The organism is Sphingobacterium olei (assembly GCF_005048855.1).
GTDB classification, from domain to species: domain Bacteria; phylum Bacteroidota; class Bacteroidia; order Sphingobacteriales; family Sphingobacteriaceae; genus Sphingobacterium; species Sphingobacterium olei.
On the sequence record NZ_SUME01000004.1, the window covers coordinates 274,681 to 293,339 of the forward strand.

The following is an 18,659-nucleotide window of genomic DNA, read 5'->3' on the forward strand; positions in this document are numbered from 1 at the left end:
AGTATTCTATTGTATTTTATCGAATCGTTCCATAAGATCCTGTAACGTATACGTAATTAACGTTGGTTTTCCATGAACAGATATATTTGGACTTTCACAGGCAAATAATTTATCAATCAAATCTGCCATAGACTCATTGTCGAGGGCAGTTCCGCTTTTCAATGCTGCACTTTTTGCAAGGCTGCGGGCTAGATTTTCTCTTTTATTAAGCCTTAATTCAGATTTATTGTTTTTAAAATCTTCCAAAAGCTGTTCAATAATTTTGGCCTCATTTACATTATTGCCTAAATCTGCCGGAATTCCATCCACAATATACGTAGTTTTTCCGAAAGGTCTCAGTTGAAAGCCCAAGGTATGTAACTCCGGTAAAATATCAGTCATTAATTCGAAATCTCCAATGCTGAGTTCTACCGTTTGTGGGAATAGACTTTGTTGGCTAGATCCTTTGTTGTTGTCCAATTGTTCTTTGTATTGCTCAAATAGGATACGTTCATGCGCCGCTTGTTGATCAATCAAGAGGAATCCGGAATGAATTTGAGAAACGATATAACGATTGTGAACTTGGAAGAATTGCTTTCTGCTTTCTGACTTCAACATGTTCTTCTCCTCAGATTGGTCTTTGTCAAAAGGAAGTAACGGAAGTTGTTCTGCAGATTCTTGCTCCGTTATCTGATAAAGTGTATCCCAGTTCTGGGGTATGCCGGTTTTTTTTTCCAATCCGGCAGCATAACTACTGGATCGGGAAGCTGTGCTAGGTTTATCCGATTCGAAGGGATTAAAATTCGGATTAAAAGAAATAGTAGGCATTTGGATTTCGTCTAGTGGCTTCTGTGTGATGAAGTTGCTGAAACTCGTTTCTTGATTGAAATCCAAAGAAGGGGCAATATTATATCTTCCCAGTGATCTTTTTACGGCGGATCTTAAAATGGCATAAATTGCTTTCTCGTCTTCGTATTTGATTTCCGTTTTTGTGGGATGTACGTTAATGTCAATTTTTGAGGGATCAATCTCAATAAAAAGTACATATAAAGGATACGAATCAGCTGGTAAGATTTCCTCGTAGGCATTCATAATTGCATGATGCAGATAGGGGTCTTTAACAAATCTTTTGTTGACAAAGAAAAACTGTTCACCACGGGTTTTCTTCGCAAATTCGGGTTTTCCTACAAAACCACTTACATTAATTATAGTAGTTTCTTCCTCAACTGGAACGAGGCGCTGATTGTAGTTGTTGCCGAAAAGATGTACGATACGGTGTTTTAAGGTGCTGGTCGTTAGATGGAAAATTTCATTGCCATCACTGTGTAAACTAAAGAATATTTCGGGATGAGCTAGTGCAACGCGTTGAAATTCGTCGATAATGTGACGCATCTCGACGGAATTGCTTTTTAAAAAATTACGTCGAGCAGGTATATTGTAAAATAAGTTCTTTACTGAAATACTTGTGCCGGCGGACAAAGATTCGGGATATTGGTCTACGACTTTGGATCCTTCAATCTGTATAATTGTTCCGAGTTCATCTGCTTCGCGGCGAGTTTTGAGTTCAACTTGTGAAATTGCGGCAATGGATGCCATGGCTTCACCCCGAAATCCCATCGTACGGATAGCAAATAAATCTTCCGCTTTTCGAATTTTACTTGTAGCATGTCGTTCAAAGCAAAGTCTAGCATCCGTTATGCTCATTCCGCGGCCGTCATCAATTACCTGGATCAAGGCTTTTCCTGCTTCTCTTACAATAAGTTTAATCCGGCCGGCCTCAGCATCAATTGCGTTTTCTATTAATTCTTTAACTGCGGAGGCAGGTCGCTGAACGACTTCTCCTGCAGCAATTTGATTGGCAACAGAATCTGGAAGTAATTGTATAATATCAGACATACAGTTGCGAAGTTACAAAAAAAACCTTCATGATTAGCGGGAATGCCAACTGCAACGAACGCTTCATGAAGGTTTTTTGCGACACGTGTCAATGTATGCCTTATAAAGTGATTTGTCTTTTTATACTTTCTTCTAGGGATATAATTGTTTCTGTACGTTGTATTCCCTTCAGTCCCTGAATATCTTCGTTCAATACTTTACGTAGATGTGCGGTATCACGACATACTATTTTGGCAAACATACTATATTGTCCTGTACAATAATGTAATTCTACCACTTCTTTTACCTGTCGTAATTGTTCTACAGCGTCGGAATACTGTGATCCCTTCTCTAAATAGATGCCAAGAAAGGCGGTTATGTCAAATCCAACCTTTTGTGGATTGATAATTAAGTTAGATCCGTGAATTATTCCTAATTCTTCCATCTTTTTCATGCGAACATGTATAGTTCCGCCTGAAACTATGAGCTTTTTTGCTATTTCTGTGTATGGAATTGATGCGTCTTCCATTAAAATTGATAAAATTTGGACATCTAAATTGTCTAAATCGTAATTTGTATAGTTTTTTTCCATGAAAATGGTCTTATTTTTATATAAAATCCTATTTTTTTTAAAAATTATGAAAAATTTACAAATATTTCATAAAAAATTTGCAAATAATTGTTTCTTGCTGTATATTTGTTTTATCAAAAGAGATGAAATGATAAAAATCTCTTAAAAATAGCATGTTACTCCCTCAAAATAACATAGGTTTATAATTGGTTAGCGTTGAAGCTCTTCGCCCGGAGAGCTTCTTCTTTTTATACCAATCGTTTGCCCTGATTTGTCATTAAGATTTTTGCAAAAATAACAACAAAAATTGTGAAATGTTTTCTATTTTATTATAAAAAACGTTTTAAAATTGTAAATTTTTTACGAGACGCTTAGTTTACCCATTCTAACCGTTAATTAATTTGTATCTTTAACGTAGTTAATTCGCTGTGTTTTATGGAAGTTGAAGATGTAAAGATATCTAGAAAGAAACCAATCTACCCTGTAGCACCTGGGTTGTTTAAATATCTCAAGTTGTACCAGCGTGACGGGAAGCTCCCGATGTCTTATTTTGACCTGTTGAATTTTCAGGAGACGATGCCTGTTGTGGATAAATTTGGGAACGACACGCTTTGGGAAACCCCTCTTTATCCGCCTTATCTTCAAGATCAATTGTACGAAGGCTTAAAAATAATTTATGCGCAACTTAAAGCATCGGGAAATACGCGGATCGTTCAACATAAAATTATTGACCGTATAGAGTATTGTGCTTTTGGGAATACACGGCCTTTCCGAGTCCGAATTATTAATCGCTTGAATGACGTGTACGATTATTTTTACATTAAACAGGCCGATGCGTCACGGATATACGGATTGGAATTGGAGGAAATTCTGTCTCCTAACCAAGTGAACTATATTTACGATCGGGATACGCTGGTAGAAGAACATATCGTGGGTATACCTGGGGATCTTTTTAGCAAGGGGAGGATGTACACACCTGATTATAATCAAACGCGTATTGCGAAAGAGTTTGTGAAATTTAACGAACGCTGTATTATTTCTTTGTTAGGCGATATGCGCGCTTATAATTTTGTTATGCAAATCACTCCTGATTTTGATGATTTCCAATTTCGAATCCGTGCAATCGACTTTGATCAGCAATTTTTTGAGGGGAATCCCAAGGTGTATATGCCGCAGTTCTTTAAGGAAAATTTCGCCTATGTAAAACTGTCTATGGAACATCTTACTGAAAAAACAGTATTGCAGTATCAACAGGAAGAAAGATCTTCTATTGTACATCGGGTACGCAGCGAACGTCATCGTATTAAAGATTTACGGGATGCTTCTAAAACACAGCAGTTGTCGACGGAAGAGAATATTAAGCAGCTTAGAGAGGGATATGCCGTATTCCATCAAAATGAAAATTACCATAAATGTAAAACGATGACAGATATTGTGGAACTGAATGTGAAGAACGTCATTCGTCAAGTCAAGCTTTAGCGTACGCGTTTTTCGTTATCTTTTACAAAGGCCTCCCATCCAGAGTATGATTTACCTTTAGTTGCCGTTTTTTGTTGAAAGGAATGGCAAACTGCTACTGCCAGTCCGTCTGTAGCGTCTAAAAATTCGGGAGCTTCTTTAAATCCTAGAAGTGTCTGTAGCATGGCTGCGACCTGTTCTTTGCTCGCGTTGCCATGCCCGGTTACGGATTGTTTGATTTTACGTGGGGAGTATTCGAAGATTGGAATGTCAAAATTCAAGGCTGCTGCCATAGCTACTCCTTGAGCTCGGCCTAATTTTAGCATGACCTGAATGTTTTTACCATAAAAGGGAGCCTCTAAAGCGACACAGTCGGGTTTATATTGTTCGATCAGCGCAGTTGTTTTTTTGAAGATGCGCTGTAATTTCAAACCATGGTCATCCAGATGGTTCATTTTAATCACGCCCAGAGTCTCTAGTGTAATTTTACTTCCCAGTTCTTTTATGATACCGTAACCTAATACAACTGTTCCCGGGTCGATGCCTAATATGATTCTTTCCTTCGCTTTCTCCATTTGCATGATACAATATTACGTAAATAGATACGCTGTTTTAGAATATCTCCATCTAATTACATAAAATTTAGTAAAATTGTGCTTTGATTTGAAAAAGCGTTGACTAAAAGCCAGAAAAAATATCTCAATTATTGCATTAAGATTGCCATCGTAGGATTGGCATTTTGGTTTATTTACAGTAAAGTTAATAACCAAAAGAACCTTTCTGAATTTCAAAATTTGCTCTCCGGAGTGGATACGATGACCATGTATTGGACCATGGCTTCGATAATAGTCTTAATGCTGGTAAACTGGTTTTTGGAGGTAGGGAAATGGATCTTTTTAAGTCGCAGTATTGAGAAGTTAGGTTTTTGGAAGGCTACAAAGTCTGTCTTCTGTGGCTTGACTTGGGCGATCTTTACACCCAATCGAATTGGGGAATACGGTGGTCGTGTTCTATTGCTAAAGCCTGAAAATAGAGTTAAAGGTGCGGTAGCGATGGGGGTAGGTCTTTTTGGTCAGTTGGTGCTAACGAGTGTTTTTGGTGCGTTGAGTATAGCCTGGTTTGTTTCTACTTTTCTCGAGACGCCGGTGTCTGTTACTTTTGGGATTTGGGTTATAGCGCTAATATATGCCTTGGCTTTTATTATCCTTTACTTTAATGTGCATTGGGTGGATTATGTGGTTGGTAAAATTAAGGTGCTGGATAAGGTGAAATCTTTTTTTTCTATATTGGAGGATTTTACAAAGGTGGAATTGTTGCAGGTGTTGCTGATTTCTGCTGCACGCTTTATTATTTTTACCTCGCAATACGTAATTCTTATGTTGGTCTTTTTGCCGGAATTACCTTTTGTTTCTATGGTATTGATGATTTTTATCCTTTTCTTTGTCCAATCTGCTGTCCCATCTTTGGATATATTTGATTTTAGTGTCCGCAGTTTCGTAGCAAGTAATCTATACGGTTATATTACCACGCAGGAGATTGCTGTGATGGCGATCGTTTCTTGCATTTGGTTTGTCAATTTGATATTACCGGCTATTATTGGTTCTTTTTTTGTGTTGAATGTAAATTATTTAGGTGACAACAATTCTTAATTCTTTATTAATCTTATTTGCGGGGATTTACATGTTATTGATTCTCTTCATGCGAAGGGCGTGGTCGAATATTCCTTTTTTCTACTCGTCAAAAGATGTCGGTACACGTGTGTCGATTTTAATCGCAGCGCGGAATGAAGAGCAAAATATCGCCCGCACGATTGATTGCTTATTGGCGCAGGAGTTTCCAAAGTCACTTTTCGAAATTATTGTTGTTGACGACCATTCAACCGATCGTACTTCCGATATCGTGTCTTTGTATGCTGATCGGGGTGTGCAGCTGATTCGTCTCAATGTTGGAGATACGATGAATTCTTATAAAAAATATGCAATCAGTCAGGCAATTGAAAAGTCTCATGGGGAGATCATCGTGACAACAGATGCAGATTGTAGAATGGGCCCGAATTGGTTGAAAACTATTGTGCAGTATTTTGAGGAACATCAATTGTATATGGTTTCTTCTCCAGTGATCTATTCTGAAGAGAAGGGTTTCTTTGAAGAATTGCAGACATTGGAATTTCTATATCTGATTGGGTTAGGTGCTGCGGGTATTGGAAATGGAACTCCTACCACGTGTAATGGTGCAAACCTGGCTTACCGGCGGGACGTTTTTCATGAAATGGGTGGTTTTAAAGGTATTGATGAGCTGGCTTCTGGAGATGATGAGCTTTTTTTGCATAAAGTAGCTGAAAAATATGCCGACAGGATCGGCTTTTGTAAATCTTTAGCAGCTATAGTCTATACCGATGCCAAGCCTGATTTGCGGTCTTTTATTAGTCAGCGTAAACGTTGGGCGTCAAAAAGCACAAAATATAAAGATAAAAAAGTTGTTTTTCTAGGTGTAGTTATTTGGTTTTTTAACTTGGCTTTAATCACGTCCTTGTTCTATTTCCTCTTTCAATTACCGTATTGCAACTGGATATTATTAACGGCTTTTGCGCTGAAGATAACGGCTGAGTTTCAGTTTATGATCCCCCTTACAAAATTTGCAGAGCGTACCTCATTGTTGAAATTCTTGCCTTTGCTTTCAATTGTGCACGCTTTTTACATTGTGTATATCGGCCTTGCCGGAAATATCGGTAAATACGATTGGAAAGGTCGAAACGTAAATTAATTAGGCTCCACTTTGAGTCGGATCGTGTCTTCGGCTAGCTTTACAATCTCTTCGGCATTTAATCCGGCTGTCTGTAATGGTTCTAGCACTTCCCAGGATAATGAGGTAAACGGGCGAAGCGGAAACAGACCGTATTTTACCATTAAATAGGATCCATTTATCGCGATTGGGACGACCAAAGCGTCAGGATTCTTCTTTAATAAGGTTGCAATTCCACCAACAGAGAATGTCTTTATTTTGCCCGTTTTGGTACGGGTACCCTCCGGAAATATAAATGCAGACCATCTTTTTTGTTTCATGTTGTTAGCCAATTTTAATATCTCGGCAATAGACTGTTTAGGGTCTTTGCGGTCGATATTAGCGGCGCCACCATATTTTAAGTTGAACGAGATGCTTGGGATATTGGCGTGTACTAATTCTACTTTGGAAATGAATTTGCCGTGAAATCGGCGTAGAAAGTAAATAAGAGGTGGAATATCAAATGTACTTTGATGATTCGAGACAAAAATAATCGGTTGGCCGGTCGGCAGATTTTTATTGTCTTTAAACTTTACCGTGTTGAATAACGTATAATTACAAGCGACTAAAAAGAAATTGAGGATATCGACACTTTTTTTATGTGCAGTGTATCCGCCAATCTTTAAACATAACCATTGGACCGGATGAAATAATATTAGTCCCAGTGCGAAACAGGTGTAAAAAATAGGAGTTAAGAAGTAGCCTATAAACTTTCTCATAATATGTTACAAAGTCGCAAACTTAGAAAAATTTATTAACTTTTTTAGGGGGGTAGATAAATCAGATTGCGAAGCATCAAGGAAATTAGCTTTTGTATTTTAGTTAATAAGGGGTGTTGATGTAAAGGAACCTTTTTTCGCACCTCTTTCGCCGGCGCGGGGCGACTTCTTTTTTCATTTATTGTTTGTTTTCAAAGGTATTCAAGAGACCTCTTCGAGGGTTTGCTTGGCCAAAAGAAGCAAAAACCAAGACTTGGTCAATGTTACGCTAAAAGCTTTTGGATTTACTAAACAGCTCCAAGCCGTTTCACTTAGGGGATCTGTTCTTAACGCAAATCCAAAGCTTTCTTAACGCTACATCGACCTAGGTCGTCCTTTAAATGGTACTGCATTATAAGGTTAATATAATAAATGCACTACCCTTACAAACTGGACAAATGTCGCCTTGGCGGGTCGACAATAGCAGGAATGGTGCACCGTCGTGTCGAGCCGGCACAGCGACGAGTTTTGGACACTTTTGCGGTCAAAAGTGTGGACCTGTCGCGGTCCAAGCGACAAAAGAAATTTGATTAATTTAAAGTTTCATTTTTATTAGCCCCTTACTCCCAAAGTCAATAAATTTATAAATAGTTGTAAATAATAGTGATTGTATTTTTAATTTTATTTATATTTGTTTTAATAATATTTATATTTAAATGTATTATGATAAAGCTTCCCGTTAAGTGTCCAAGTTGTGATGAACAACTGCGCGTGTCGAAATTGGTCTGCTCGAGTTGCGAAACCGAAGTTTCAGGTAAATATAATCTGCCGGTTTTAATGCTGTTGAATGTGGATGAACAGGAGTTTGTTCTTCAGTTTCTACGGAATTCCGGTAGTTTAAAAGAAATGGCGAATCAGATGGGAAAAAGTTATCCTACTGTTCGAAATAAATTAGATGATTTGATAGTTAAACTTAATATGCTACAAAATGAAGAATAGATGGGTGTATAGGGAAAGTCAGAATTTTTTGACTTGGTGGTTAGTCTTGGGCTTTGTCTTTGTTCTCGGACTTGGACTATATGCCGGATGGAAAGCTAATGGCTATACAGGCTGGCGTGATTTTTCTGCTGGATTCTGGGTAGGAAGCTCCGTTGCGTTGTTGTTTTTATTCATGCGATTAAGAACGTGCATAGACGAGCAGGGAATTCATATTCGGTTCATTCCTTTTATATGGAAGAAGAAAAAATGGAAATGGGAGGATATAGGTAAGGTTTATGTTAAAAAATATTCTCCTTGGGAATATGGAGGATGGGGGTGGAGATTTGGTGGGCCAGGAGTGGCATATACGACAAAGGGTTTTTATGGAATTTGGATCGTGTTAAAAAATGGTAAAGCCATATTGGTCGGTACACAGCACCCCGAAAATGTTCAAGAGTTACTTAATCACTATAAACCGAATAAAGATGAAGCATAATGTAGGAAGGTTATTTGTAAATCCATTTGAGGAATATTCCGAAAACATCCTGTTGACGGCAGGTGTAATATTCTTTGCTGTCGGTGGATTTTTAGCTTATTGTGGACAGTTTGATTACCACGGTATACTGAAGGTTATCCCTACAAACACATATGATCTTTTTTCGACATTTGTACACCTCCTTGTGAATGTACTGGTGCTAACCTTATCGTTGTTTTCGTTCGGTTATTCCGTTAACAAAAAAACAAGATTTATAGACGTGTTAAACGTGGTATTGATTTCTTTTATTGTGATATACATGATCGGTTTACTCTCTGCCATAAGTTTTGCGAAAGAACTTACGAATAATATATTAAAGGCTATAGAAGATGGTGATATGAAATTGTCTACGATCACTCCCTCGGATATGTTTTTGCTGTTATTTTTTTCGTTAATTTCCCTAGTCCTGTTGCTTTATTTTTTCTATCTTATTGTCGTGGGGTTAAAATTTGTTATAAATGCGAAGAAGTTTCATCATGGTGTAGTTATTGTATTAGTTGTTTTACTAGCGGACCTGCTGTGCCGTTTTATTAATGTTAGACTTTAATATATGAAACAATTTTACCTTGTCTTTTTCTTGGTAGTGTATTCGTGTTTAGGATATGCTAAATCTGTTCATGATCCCAGTGTTCCTCATTCATATGATACATTGGAAGTTGTGTTTACGAATACATATGATGATGTACAGCTTGCTGGTACGCTTTCTTTTCCAAAGCAAAGGGGTAGTTTCCCGGCTGTAATTTTGTTGACCGGATCCGGAGCACAAAATCGGGATGAAGAAATATTAGGTCACAAGCCTTTTAAAGTTATCGCGGATTATTTGACGCAACGTGGAATTGTGGTACTTCGTTATGACGATAGAGGTGTAGGAAGGAGTACGGGGCAATTTGATAATAGCACGATAGGAGACTTTAGTAAGGATGCGCTTGCTGCATTATCTTTTCTGAAAAAACAAGCTCAAGTTGATGTGCATAAAATTGGTTTTATTGGTCATAGTGAGGGTGGCTTGATCGCTGCGCTGCTAGCTGGGCAGAATGTGCTTGATTTATCTTTTATTGTATCATTAGCAGGTCCGGCTGTTTCTATTGATCAGTTGATGGTCGATCAACTATATGCCATTGGAAAAGCTGCGGGTATGAGTGAACCTGCGCTGGAAGCTGCTCGGAAAATAAATGAGAAAAATTTCGCTATCGTAAAGAGTGACTTAGGTAATCAAGAAGCTTACCAAGGCCTAATGGAGAATATGAAGATGGTGCCGGGATTTGTAGAAAATCCTGATTTGTTAGCTATGGTTAGTCCAGCATATCGTTACTTCCTACGCATCGAACCAGAAAAATATCTAAAAAAAATAAGAATACCGGTATTTGCCGCTTTTGGATCTCTGGATGTACAGGTGCCATCTACTCGAAATTTAGAAAGTCTGCACCGCCTTCTCCCCAAAAATCCGAAGTCTGTTTTGAAAGAATATGAAGGACTAAATCATTTATTCCAGCAAGCCAAAACTGGTCAGGTCACCGAATACGCACAGATAAAAGAAACATTTAATGAACGCGTATTGCGTGATATGGCAGATTGGATTACGAACTTATAAAGTCTCCCCGTCTATACATACCTAAGGAGTAGTATTAGAAACGGGGAGTATCTTTCCGTTATAGTATTTGCTTCCATTTTGTGCAAATTCGGCGACATATCTTCCCATCTCAAAAGCTAATGTGCCCGCAACTAGATCTGGGAAGGCCGCTTCAAACATTTCCGTTTGCGACGATCCTAACGCAAGACAGTTTACTTTAATGTTTTGATCTTTAAACTCTTCGGCTAAGCATTCTGTTAATATTCCCAAAGCTCCTTTGCTAGCTGAGTATGCACTTAGCCCGGCGAATTTTACAGAACCTTGAAATCCGCCCATGCTGCTTATGTTTACGATATGACCTCCATTTGTCATCAGTGGGGCAATATGTTTTATCATGTTTACATGTCCTAATACATTCGTCTGCAACATCAGGGCGAATTCTTCTGGAGAGGTCTCTAAAAAAGGCTTGTTTACTAAGGCGCCGGCATTGTTGATCAAAATATCGACTGTTTCAAACTTTGATTTGATGAACGGTACCAGCGAGTCAGCATAGTTGTCATATACGATATCAAATTGTGCTGGATATAGTTTTCCACCGTCGTAGTTGAGTGATGAAGCAATTTCATGAAGCTTCCGAAGCTTATCGCCAGACCTCGCGAGTGCAATGACATGGTGTTCTTTATTTGCTGTAAGATCTAAGACAGTTTCGAAACCTATTCCACTGCTTGCCCCTGTGATGATGATATTTGCCATTTAAATTTCTTCGTTTGTATTGTCGTTGTCAATTTCTTGTTCTACCTCTGCAACACTGGGTAGTTTTTCGGCTCCTAGACGTTGCGGTCTAAATATATAATAGATCCCGGATGTGGCAGTGACTAAAGAAATTACATAAAAAAATAAACTTAAAAGTATTGCTGTATGCTCTTCAATCTGTATGTATTTTGCGGCCTCAAGTGCAAAAAGCTCACGAAGACCTATTCCACCTCCTATAGAAGGAATAATTGCTACAAGTGACGAAACTAAAAATATCAATAGGTAGGGTGAGAATTTGCCGTCAAAATTTAACGCGTATAATATAAAAATAGCGCATAAGGTTTGGAAGCTCTGTACAAGCAACGCCTTGGTATGCGTTTGAAAAAATCGCTTTGCAAAAGGCTTGAAGAATACATGCAAAAAGGAATAGTAGGATATCGTGCCAATCACACCGACAGTAATGGTCGCGGCATGGGGGATAGCGAGACGGGGCATAAATACAACCAGCGCACAAATAATAATAGCTAAAGCCCAGAGCCCACTTAACCGATCGAAAAACACGGCACTTAATACCTTTCTGCCGGAAATATCATGGTTTTTCTTTAGGAAATATACTTTATACCCATCGCCTCCGATTCCACCGGGTAGAAAAAAATTATAGAGTAGTCCCAGTTGATACAATCGTAGATTATAACGTTCCGAAAGTATTAAACGTATGGTTTTGAAGAAACTATTAAGCCGGGAGGAGGCTATAGCCTGAGAAATGATATAACTTAATAAGGCGAGAATTAGAAACCACCAATTGCAGTCTACCAATGCATTTTTTAATTCTACAAAATCAATCTTTCGTGATACCCAATAGAGTGCGCCGGATGTCACGATGACTTTAAAAATATTTTTCGTAATGCTCCAGACTTTTTTATTGTCCATTTAAATTGAATATATTAAGTAGGCAAAAGTAATGATTTCTTTATAATAGTGGGTGTATCCATGTATATACTACTCTGTGTAACCGACGAGAATATGTGAATTGATAATTATGCTTATGGTATGATTTTTGGATGTCATGACAAATGATATATTTTCTTTTTTGTTCGTCGCGGTTATAATTACATTGAATATAAAGACAAATATATCTAAGTTTGCAAATATATACATCAATAGATTTTTAATAAATTTTATCTTATGCGTAAACATATTCTGTCCATAGTCTCACTCTTTACAGTGGTATTATTATTAGCATCGTGTGGTGCTCCAAAAAAAGGAACTTCAGGTTCTTCTTCTGGTACGTCGACTTCTGTTTCAGGGCCTTCTGCTTCTCAATGGAGATCTGGTGTGAAGGGTGACTGGGTGTTAAACACCGTTACAAGGGAAAATATTCCTGCGGCTTATACTATTAAAAATATTTTTGATGAAGCACCTGTGGATTGTTTTGTTGGAAGTACTTGGAATCTACCCGGAGGTAATTATAGAGGAAGTATCACCTTCAATGCGGATGGAACGTTGTGTGCAAACGGCGCCGTACGTACAATTGTATGGTCTATCTATCCTGGTTCAGCGCTTGAGGAACCGCAATTTCAATTTAAGAAAATTTACGCTGGTGATAAAGCGACAAATGTGACGACGGGATACCGTATGAACCTATCGTTTGCTGATGGAGAAACGTTGGTGATGAAGATGCCGATTCCGCTAGATAATGGTCAGCAAGGTAACTTAGTCTTTAACTTTACAAAAGTTGGAAAATAGGAAGGACATTATGTTCTATTTATAAAAAAGACCTGATTTTATCAGGTCTTTTTTATTTAGTCTTTTCTAATGCTTGCAGAATGTCGCCTATGATATCTTCTTTGTCTTCCAGACCTACGGACAATCGAACACTTCCGGGTTTTATACCTAGGTGATTGCGTTCCTCTTCGGTCAATTTAGCGTGAGTAGTTGTTGCCGGATGTGTTGCTATAGATCTGGAATCTCCCAAGTTGGACGTGTATAATATCATATTTAATTCATCCAAAAATCGGAAAGCTCTTTCTTTACCGCCTTTAACTTCAAACGTAACAATACCGCCGCCTGCTTTCATTTGTTTTTTTGCCAAGGCATATTGCGGATGCGACGGTAAAAATGGATATTTTACATCTTCAATTTCAGAGTGATTTTCCAAAGCTTCAGCTAATGCCAATGCATTTGAACAATGTCTATCCATGCGAAGTGCTAGGGTGTCCAAACTTTTTGAGATAATCCATGCGTTGAAAGGAGACATTGCAGGCCCCGTATGGCGGATGAAAAACATCATTTTTTTAATTAATTCTTCTTTACCCACTACAACACCCCCAAGTACGCGGCCTTGGCCATCCATATATTTTGTCGCAGAATGTATCGATAGATCAAATCCGTAATCCAGAGGTTTCTGTAAATAGGGCGTTGCAAAGCAATTATCGATAGAAAGGATAATTGCTGGATACTTTTCTTTAAACTTACCCAACCATTCCAGATCCACTAATTCAAGTCCGGGATTTGATGGTGATTCTAGAAAAATAATTTTTGTATTGGGCTGAATTGCTTTTTCCCATTCATCGGGGTTAACCGCATCTACATAGCTGGTGGTAACTCCCCATTTAGGGAATAATTGCGTAAATAATTGATGGGTAGAACCGAAAATAGCGCGAGAAGAAACAATATGGTCTCCATTTTCAATAAAAGCTGCGAAAGAAGCAAATACGGCAGCCATTCCGGATGAAAAAGCTAGTCCTGCTTCGGCATTTTCTAACGTACACACTTTATTGATGAATTCACTTGTATTTGGATTCGCATAGCGCGAATAAACCATGCCTTCTTCTTCTTCAGCAAAAACAGCACGACCTTGCTCGGCACTATCAAATATAAAACTTGAGGTAAGATATAGCGGAACAGAATGCTCACGTGTAGCCGAACGAGGTGCTTGTTCCCGAATTATTTTAGACTGATCTTTGTTCATGATGTGCAAAGTTAAGGATTTGTTTTTCTAAGATTTAGAATAATTTTGAGATTTTATAATTCTGTGGCTATAACATTAGGAGAATCTAAACTATGTATGGCATATCTTAACAGCATTGATGAATAATTCGTGTTTTTTTACGAATGTTTAGCGAATGCAAAGCATTTTGTCTAAGTTTAGAATTTCGAATTATCGTTATGAAGAAATTTAGATTACTTAACTATTTACTTTTTATTCCGTTTTTTGGTTGTGCACAACAAGAACCAAAGCCATATGGTGCATTGCCCTCAGAAGGTCAGTTGAGATGGCATGAAATGGAAACGTATTGCCTAATTCATTATACCCCAACTACTTTTCAAGATAAAGAATGGGGATTTGGTGATGCTGATCCATCCCTATTTAATCCATCAAATTTTGATGCAGATCAGATTGCAAAAGCAGCAGCTTCAGCAGGATTTAAGGGCTTAATCAGTGTAGCGAAACATCATGACGGGTTCTGTTTATGGCCTACTGCTACCACAGATTATAGTATTAAACAAGCTCCTTGGAAAAATGGGAAAGGAGATATGGTGAGAGAATTTATGCTGGCTTCGCATGAGCATGGACTGCAATTTGGTGTATATTTATCAGCATGGGATCGCAACGATACACGATACGGTACGCCTGCATATGCCGATGCTTATAGAACGCAATTGACGGAGCTGATGACGAATTATGGCGAACTGTTTACGTCATGGCACGACGGGGCTAATGGAGGCGATGGTTACTACGGTGGAAAAAATGAAAAACGGATAATCAACCGTACAACATACTATGAATGGGAGGAACGTACATGGCCCATTATTCGTAAGCACCAACCCTTAGCTGTTATTTTTTCGGATATTGGCCCCGATATGCGGTGGGTAGGTAATGAACACGGATTCGCTGGCGAGACCTCGTGGGCCACTTTTACGCCGACGGGTGTAGATGGCCGTCCTCCGGTTCCTGGCGATTCAGAGTACTCCAAATCGCCTACAGGTGATCGGAATGGTAAATATTGGATACCCGCCGAATGTGATGTGCCGCAGCGACCCGGATGGTTTTACCATAAAAACCAGGATGACAAAGTGAAAACCCCAGATCAACTGTTTGAGATCTATTTGAAATCTGTCGGAAGGGGAGCAGCAATGAATCTGGGTCTGGCACCGATGCCTGAAGGTGTTTTACACCCAAATGATGTAAAATCTTTAGATGGATTCGGAAAAAAGGTGGCAGCCACTTTTGCAACTAATCTAGCTCAAGGGGCTAAAATCGAAGCTTCTAATATCAGGGGCAACTCGAATAAATTTGCTACTGCCCTTATTTTAGATGACGATCGTTACTCTTATTATGCATCGGATGATGAGGTAGTAAACCCAACACTGGAGATCACTTTAACAAATGAACAGGAGTTTGATATCATTAGACTTCGGGAAAATATCAAATTGGGACAACGTTTGGACAGTGTACGTATTGATATGTGGGAAGGTGGACAGTGGAAACATATCGCTTCAGCAACCAGCATAGGTGCTTCCCGACTTATTAAATTACAGCAGCCTATTCAGGCTAAAAAGCTGAAAGTGAGTTTATATGCACCTGTAGCCCCTACGTTGAGCGATTTTGGATTATTCAAAGAAGCAGCGTCTAATTTCTCTTTTGCGACGCAAAGTAATAGCCTGGTTAAGCTAAAGGCTAACGAATATAGCGTTGAAACTACCCCAAACATGAAAAAGGCATACGATAATGATCCGAATACGTTTGGTGCGATCGCAGAGTATCCAAACGGTTTTATTTTTACACTTCGTGGCCCCATTAGAGGATTTACCTATTTGCCACGGCAAGATGGAAATAAAGAGGGGATCGCGACAAAATATAACATTGCTATAAGTAATGACAATAAAAGATGGAAGAAATTGGTAGACGGAGAATTTTCGAATGTGTCGGCAAATCCGGTAGAACAAACCGTGTTATTCAATGAAGCAGTCCAGGCTAAATATATACGTTTCGTGCCGAAGGAAACTATAGGAAAATCATTTACTGTTGCAGAGTTTGGATTATTAAGAGATGAATAGGTTTATAATTGTCGGATTTGTTGTTTTAGCGATTTTTAATGTTGCTCGTGCGCAGGAGTTAAAGTTGTGGTACAATAAGCCGGCCGAACGTTGGGAAGAGCGTCTTCCCTTGGGCAACGGTCTTATGGGTATGATGCCCGATGGAAAGGTGTTGGATGAAAATATCGTGCTCAACGAAATATCAATGTGGTCAGGAAGTGCTGAAGATCCCAATAATTATGAAGCTTATAAAAGTGTTGGTCAAATTCAACAGCTTCTGTTTGAAGGGAAAAACGATGAGGCCGAAAAATTGGTGAATCAAAATTTTGTCTGTTCTGGAGCGGGTTCTGGTTATGGACGCGGTGCAAAAGTTCCGTATGGATGTTATCAAAATTTTGGATTTCTTAATTTTTATCATTTTATTGAGGGTAACGTTACAAATTATCACAGGGAACTGAATTTAAAAACTGCGACCGCAAAAACGCGGGTTACGGCTAACGGAATAAACTTTACACGGGAATATTTTACATCTTTTCATGATAATGTCGGCGTAATTCGTCTAACGGCATCCAAGCAGAAGTCTATTTCATTTACGCTAGGCTTTTACCGGGATGAAAACGTGTCCGATTACAAGATCGATAACGATTATATCACGGTCCAAGGAAGATTGCCAAACGGAAAGGAAGACCATGGGCTGAAATTTGCTTCTCAGATCCGGGTGGTTTCGAAAGGCGGGGAACGCAAAAATCACGATAATCAATTGATCGTTAAGAATGCCGATGAAGTGCTCATATTGATATCATCGAGTACAGATTACTATGGACATGATCCATTGACGTATGTGCAACAAAAAATTAGAGCTAATAGCACAAAAAGCTATGTCGCGCTATTTGAGCGGCATGAAAAAAAATATAGCCAAGTGTTTGACCGGGTGCAATTACATATTGAAGACCGGGAACCCAAATCAAATGTTCCAACGGATGAGCGCATAGCCGCGTTTTTCGAGAATGCTAATCAAGATAATGGAATGGCGGCCTTATATTATCAATTTGGAAGATACCTCAGTATTGCAAGTACAGCGCCAGAGCTGGAAGATGCACTTCCTCCAAATTTACAAGGATTATGGGCACACCAAATAAATACACCTTGGAACGGCGATTATCACCTCAATATTAACGCACAGATGAATCATTGGGGAGTAGAGGTAAGTAATTTATCGGAATATCATATGCCTTTCATTAAGCTCATAAGGCGTCTGTCAAAAGAAGGTACTAAGACGGCTAAAGCATATTATAATGCTCCGGGATGGGTTTCTTATATGATGACAAATGTCTGGGGATATACAGCTCCCGGTGAAGAGGCATCCTGGGGCGCCAGTACTTCTTCTGGATGGTTATGTAATCACCTGTGGGAGCACTATCTTTTTACGGAAGATGAAAGTTATTTAAAGGAGATTTACCCTGTTCTGAAAGGTGCTGCTGAATTTTATCAAGCAACTTTAGTAAAAGATCCTGAGACGGGGTGGTTGGTTACTTCTCCTTCGGTTTCTCCTGAAAATGCATTCAAACTTCCTAATGGAAAAGTAACAGCGGTCGTAATGGGCCCAACTATTGATAATCAGATTGTACGCGAGCTGTATGAAGCTTTGATAAAAGCGAGTCAGATATTGGGATTAAATGATTCTTTTATCGATACAATTAAGCATGACCTGAAATCCCTTCCTCCGGCTGTCGTCATAAGTCATTCAGGACGTGTAATGGAATGGTTAAAAGACTATCCCGAGGTGGAGCCACAGCATCGTCATGTATCACATTTATATGGTTTGTATCCGGCAAATTTTATTTCACCTATCAGTACTCCAGAATGGGCAAATGCGGCAAAAAAAACACTAGCCGTGAGAGGCGATGAGGGGACAGGATGGTCACGTGCATGGAAAATCTTGTTCTGGGCACGATTGCACGATGGGGATCATGCGCTGGAAATCCTAAGACAATTGTTGCGTCCTGCTTTCGATACGAGCGGGAAGGCAGGAGCAGGTACCTACCCGAACTTATTCTGTGCACACCCACCTTTTCAGATTGATGGTAATTTCGGAGGTTCGGCTGGCATAGGGGAAATGCTTGTCCAAAGTCATGACGGTTATATTCATTTATTGCCCGCGCTTCCATCAACATGGAAAGACGGTAGTGTAAAAGGCTTAAAAGCAAGAGGGAACATTACAGTAGACATCACTTGGAAGAACGGAGTGGTAACGGATTATAATATTAGTGGAAAGAAAGGAAAACAGGTGGAGTTGCTTGTTAACGGTCGTCGTGAAAATAGAGTTATTTGAGTAAATATTTGGTAATGAATTGCTTATTTTATATATTAGCATTTAGATAACTAATTGTTTAACTAAATTAAATACAACGGGTATTTAAT

At 38.9% G+C, this 18,659-nt stretch carries 17 protein-coding genes; 10 read left to right on the plus strand and 7 right to left on the minus strand.

The features are described from left to right. Nucleotides 1–6: 6 nt before the first annotated feature. Together mutL and FAZ15_RS11190 are read right to left on the minus strand one after the other, a co-directional pair. Nucleotides 7–1,875, minus strand: coding sequence for a DNA mismatch repair endonuclease MutL (gene mutL / locus FAZ15_RS11185; protein WP_136901402.1), 1,869 nt, complete (start codon nucleotides 1,873–1,875; stop codon nucleotides 7–9). Between the two features lie 100 nt (nucleotides 1,876–1,975). Next, on the minus strand, nucleotides 1,976–2,446 hold the full coding sequence (locus FAZ15_RS11190; RefSeq protein WP_136821493.1) for an Lrp/AsnC ligand binding domain-containing protein: 471 nt from the start codon (nucleotides 2,444–2,446) through the stop codon (nucleotides 1,976–1,978). Nucleotides 2,447–2,860: 414 nt separating this feature from the next. Here FAZ15_RS11190 and FAZ15_RS11195 point away from each other — a divergent pair, with 414 nt between their 5' ends. Then, nucleotides 2,861–3,904, plus strand: a complete 1,044-nt coding sequence (locus FAZ15_RS11195) for a hypothetical protein (protein ID WP_136901403.1) — start codon at nucleotides 2,861–2,863, stop codon at nucleotides 3,902–3,904. Here the strand turns inward: FAZ15_RS11195 and ruvC are convergent. Continuing rightward, the gene (gene ruvC, locus FAZ15_RS11200; protein ID WP_136901404.1) at nucleotides 3,901–4,464 is read right to left on the minus strand and encodes a crossover junction endodeoxyribonuclease RuvC; all 564 of its coding nucleotides are present in this window, start codon (nucleotides 4,462–4,464) and stop codon (nucleotides 3,901–3,903) included. The genes FAZ15_RS11195 and ruvC overlap by 4 nt on opposite strands. 93 nt (nucleotides 4,465–4,557) lie before the next feature. Between ruvC and FAZ15_RS11205 the strand changes: the two genes are divergently transcribed. Together FAZ15_RS11205 and FAZ15_RS11210 are read left to right on the plus strand one after the other, a co-directional pair. Then, nucleotides 4,558–5,532, plus strand: a complete 975-nt coding sequence (locus FAZ15_RS11205; RefSeq protein WP_136901405.1) for a lysylphosphatidylglycerol synthase domain-containing protein — start codon at nucleotides 4,558–4,560, stop codon at nucleotides 5,530–5,532. Continuing rightward, entirely contained in the window at nucleotides 5,516–6,646 is a 1,131-nt protein-coding gene (locus FAZ15_RS11210) for a glycosyltransferase family 2 protein (RefSeq protein WP_238387223.1), read from the plus strand. The genes FAZ15_RS11205 and FAZ15_RS11210 overlap by 17 nt, the downstream gene beginning before the upstream one ends. On the opposite strand, the gene FAZ15_RS11215 is transcribed toward FAZ15_RS11210, so the two are convergent. Further along, nucleotides 6,643–7,383 carry a lysophospholipid acyltransferase family protein gene (locus FAZ15_RS11215; protein WP_136901406.1) on the minus strand — a complete coding sequence of 247 codons (741 nt, stop codon included), beginning with the start codon at nucleotides 7,381–7,383 and terminating at the stop codon, nucleotides 6,643–6,645. The two genes, FAZ15_RS11210 and FAZ15_RS11215, sit on opposite strands and share 4 nt — an antisense overlap. A 702-nt stretch (nucleotides 7,384–8,085) precedes the next feature. Here FAZ15_RS11215 and FAZ15_RS11220 point away from each other — a divergent pair. Genes FAZ15_RS11220 through FAZ15_RS11235 form a run of 4 tightly spaced genes read left to right on the plus strand, consistent with a single transcriptional unit; the run spans nucleotide 8,086 to nucleotide 10,466 of the window. Further along, nucleotides 8,086–8,361 (plus strand): DUF2089 family protein, encoded by a 276-nt coding sequence (locus tag FAZ15_RS11220; protein WP_136901407.1) that lies wholly within the window; start codon nucleotides 8,086–8,088, stop codon nucleotides 8,359–8,361. Then, a complete protein-coding gene (locus FAZ15_RS11225; RefSeq protein ID WP_136901408.1) occupies nucleotides 8,351–8,836 on the plus strand; it encodes a hypothetical protein in 486 nt (161 codons plus the stop codon). Before FAZ15_RS11220 ends, FAZ15_RS11225 begins: the two co-directional genes overlap by 11 nt. Then, nucleotides 8,826–9,422, plus strand: coding sequence for a hypothetical protein (locus tag FAZ15_RS11230; RefSeq protein WP_136901409.1), 597 nt, complete (start codon nucleotides 8,826–8,828; stop codon nucleotides 9,420–9,422). The genes FAZ15_RS11225 and FAZ15_RS11230 overlap by 11 nt, the downstream gene beginning before the upstream one ends. 3 nt (nucleotides 9,423–9,425) lie before the next feature. Further along, nucleotides 9,426–10,466: an alpha/beta hydrolase family protein gene (locus tag FAZ15_RS11235; protein ID WP_136901410.1), complete on the plus strand. Its 1,041-nt coding sequence runs from the start codon at nucleotides 9,426–9,428 to the stop codon at nucleotides 10,464–10,466. A 21-nt stretch (nucleotides 10,467–10,487) separates the two neighbouring features. On the opposite strand, the gene FAZ15_RS11240 is transcribed toward FAZ15_RS11235, so the two are convergent. Together FAZ15_RS11240 and FAZ15_RS11245 are read right to left on the minus strand one after the other, a co-directional pair. Then, on the minus strand, nucleotides 10,488–11,198 hold the full coding sequence (locus tag FAZ15_RS11240; RefSeq protein WP_136901411.1) for an SDR family NAD(P)-dependent oxidoreductase: 711 nt from the start codon (nucleotides 11,196–11,198) through the stop codon (nucleotides 10,488–10,490). After that, the gene (locus FAZ15_RS11245; protein WP_136901412.1) at nucleotides 11,199–12,128 is read right to left on the minus strand and encodes a lysylphosphatidylglycerol synthase transmembrane domain-containing protein; all 930 of its coding nucleotides are present in this window, start codon (nucleotides 12,126–12,128) and stop codon (nucleotides 11,199–11,201) included. A gap of 255 nt (nucleotides 12,129–12,383) precedes the next feature. Between FAZ15_RS11245 and FAZ15_RS11250 the strand changes: the two genes are divergently transcribed. Then, entirely contained in the window at nucleotides 12,384–12,944 is a 561-nt protein-coding gene (locus FAZ15_RS11250) for a hypothetical protein (RefSeq protein ID WP_136901413.1), read from the plus strand. Between the two features lie 52 nt (nucleotides 12,945–12,996). Here FAZ15_RS11250 and FAZ15_RS11255 read toward each other — a convergent pair whose 3' ends face one another. After that, nucleotides 12,997–14,169 carry a trans-sulfuration enzyme family protein gene (locus FAZ15_RS11255; protein ID WP_136901414.1) on the minus strand — a complete coding sequence of 391 codons (1,173 nt, stop codon included), beginning with the start codon at nucleotides 14,167–14,169 and terminating at the stop codon, nucleotides 12,997–12,999. Nucleotides 14,170–14,366: 197 nt separating this feature from the next. Between FAZ15_RS11255 and FAZ15_RS11260 the strand changes: the two genes are divergently transcribed. Both FAZ15_RS11260 and FAZ15_RS11265 read left to right on the plus strand, forming a co-directional pair. Further along, complete coding sequence (locus FAZ15_RS11260; protein WP_136901415.1) at nucleotides 14,367–16,259, plus strand: alpha-L-fucosidase; 1,893 nt, start codon at nucleotides 14,367–14,369, stop codon at nucleotides 16,257–16,259. Continuing rightward, nucleotides 16,252–18,570: a glycoside hydrolase family 95 protein gene (locus FAZ15_RS11265; RefSeq protein ID WP_136901416.1), complete on the plus strand. Its 2,319-nt coding sequence runs from the start codon at nucleotides 16,252–16,254 to the stop codon at nucleotides 18,568–18,570. Before FAZ15_RS11260 ends, FAZ15_RS11265 begins: the two co-directional genes overlap by 8 nt. Nucleotides 18,571–18,659: the final 89 nt, after the last annotated feature.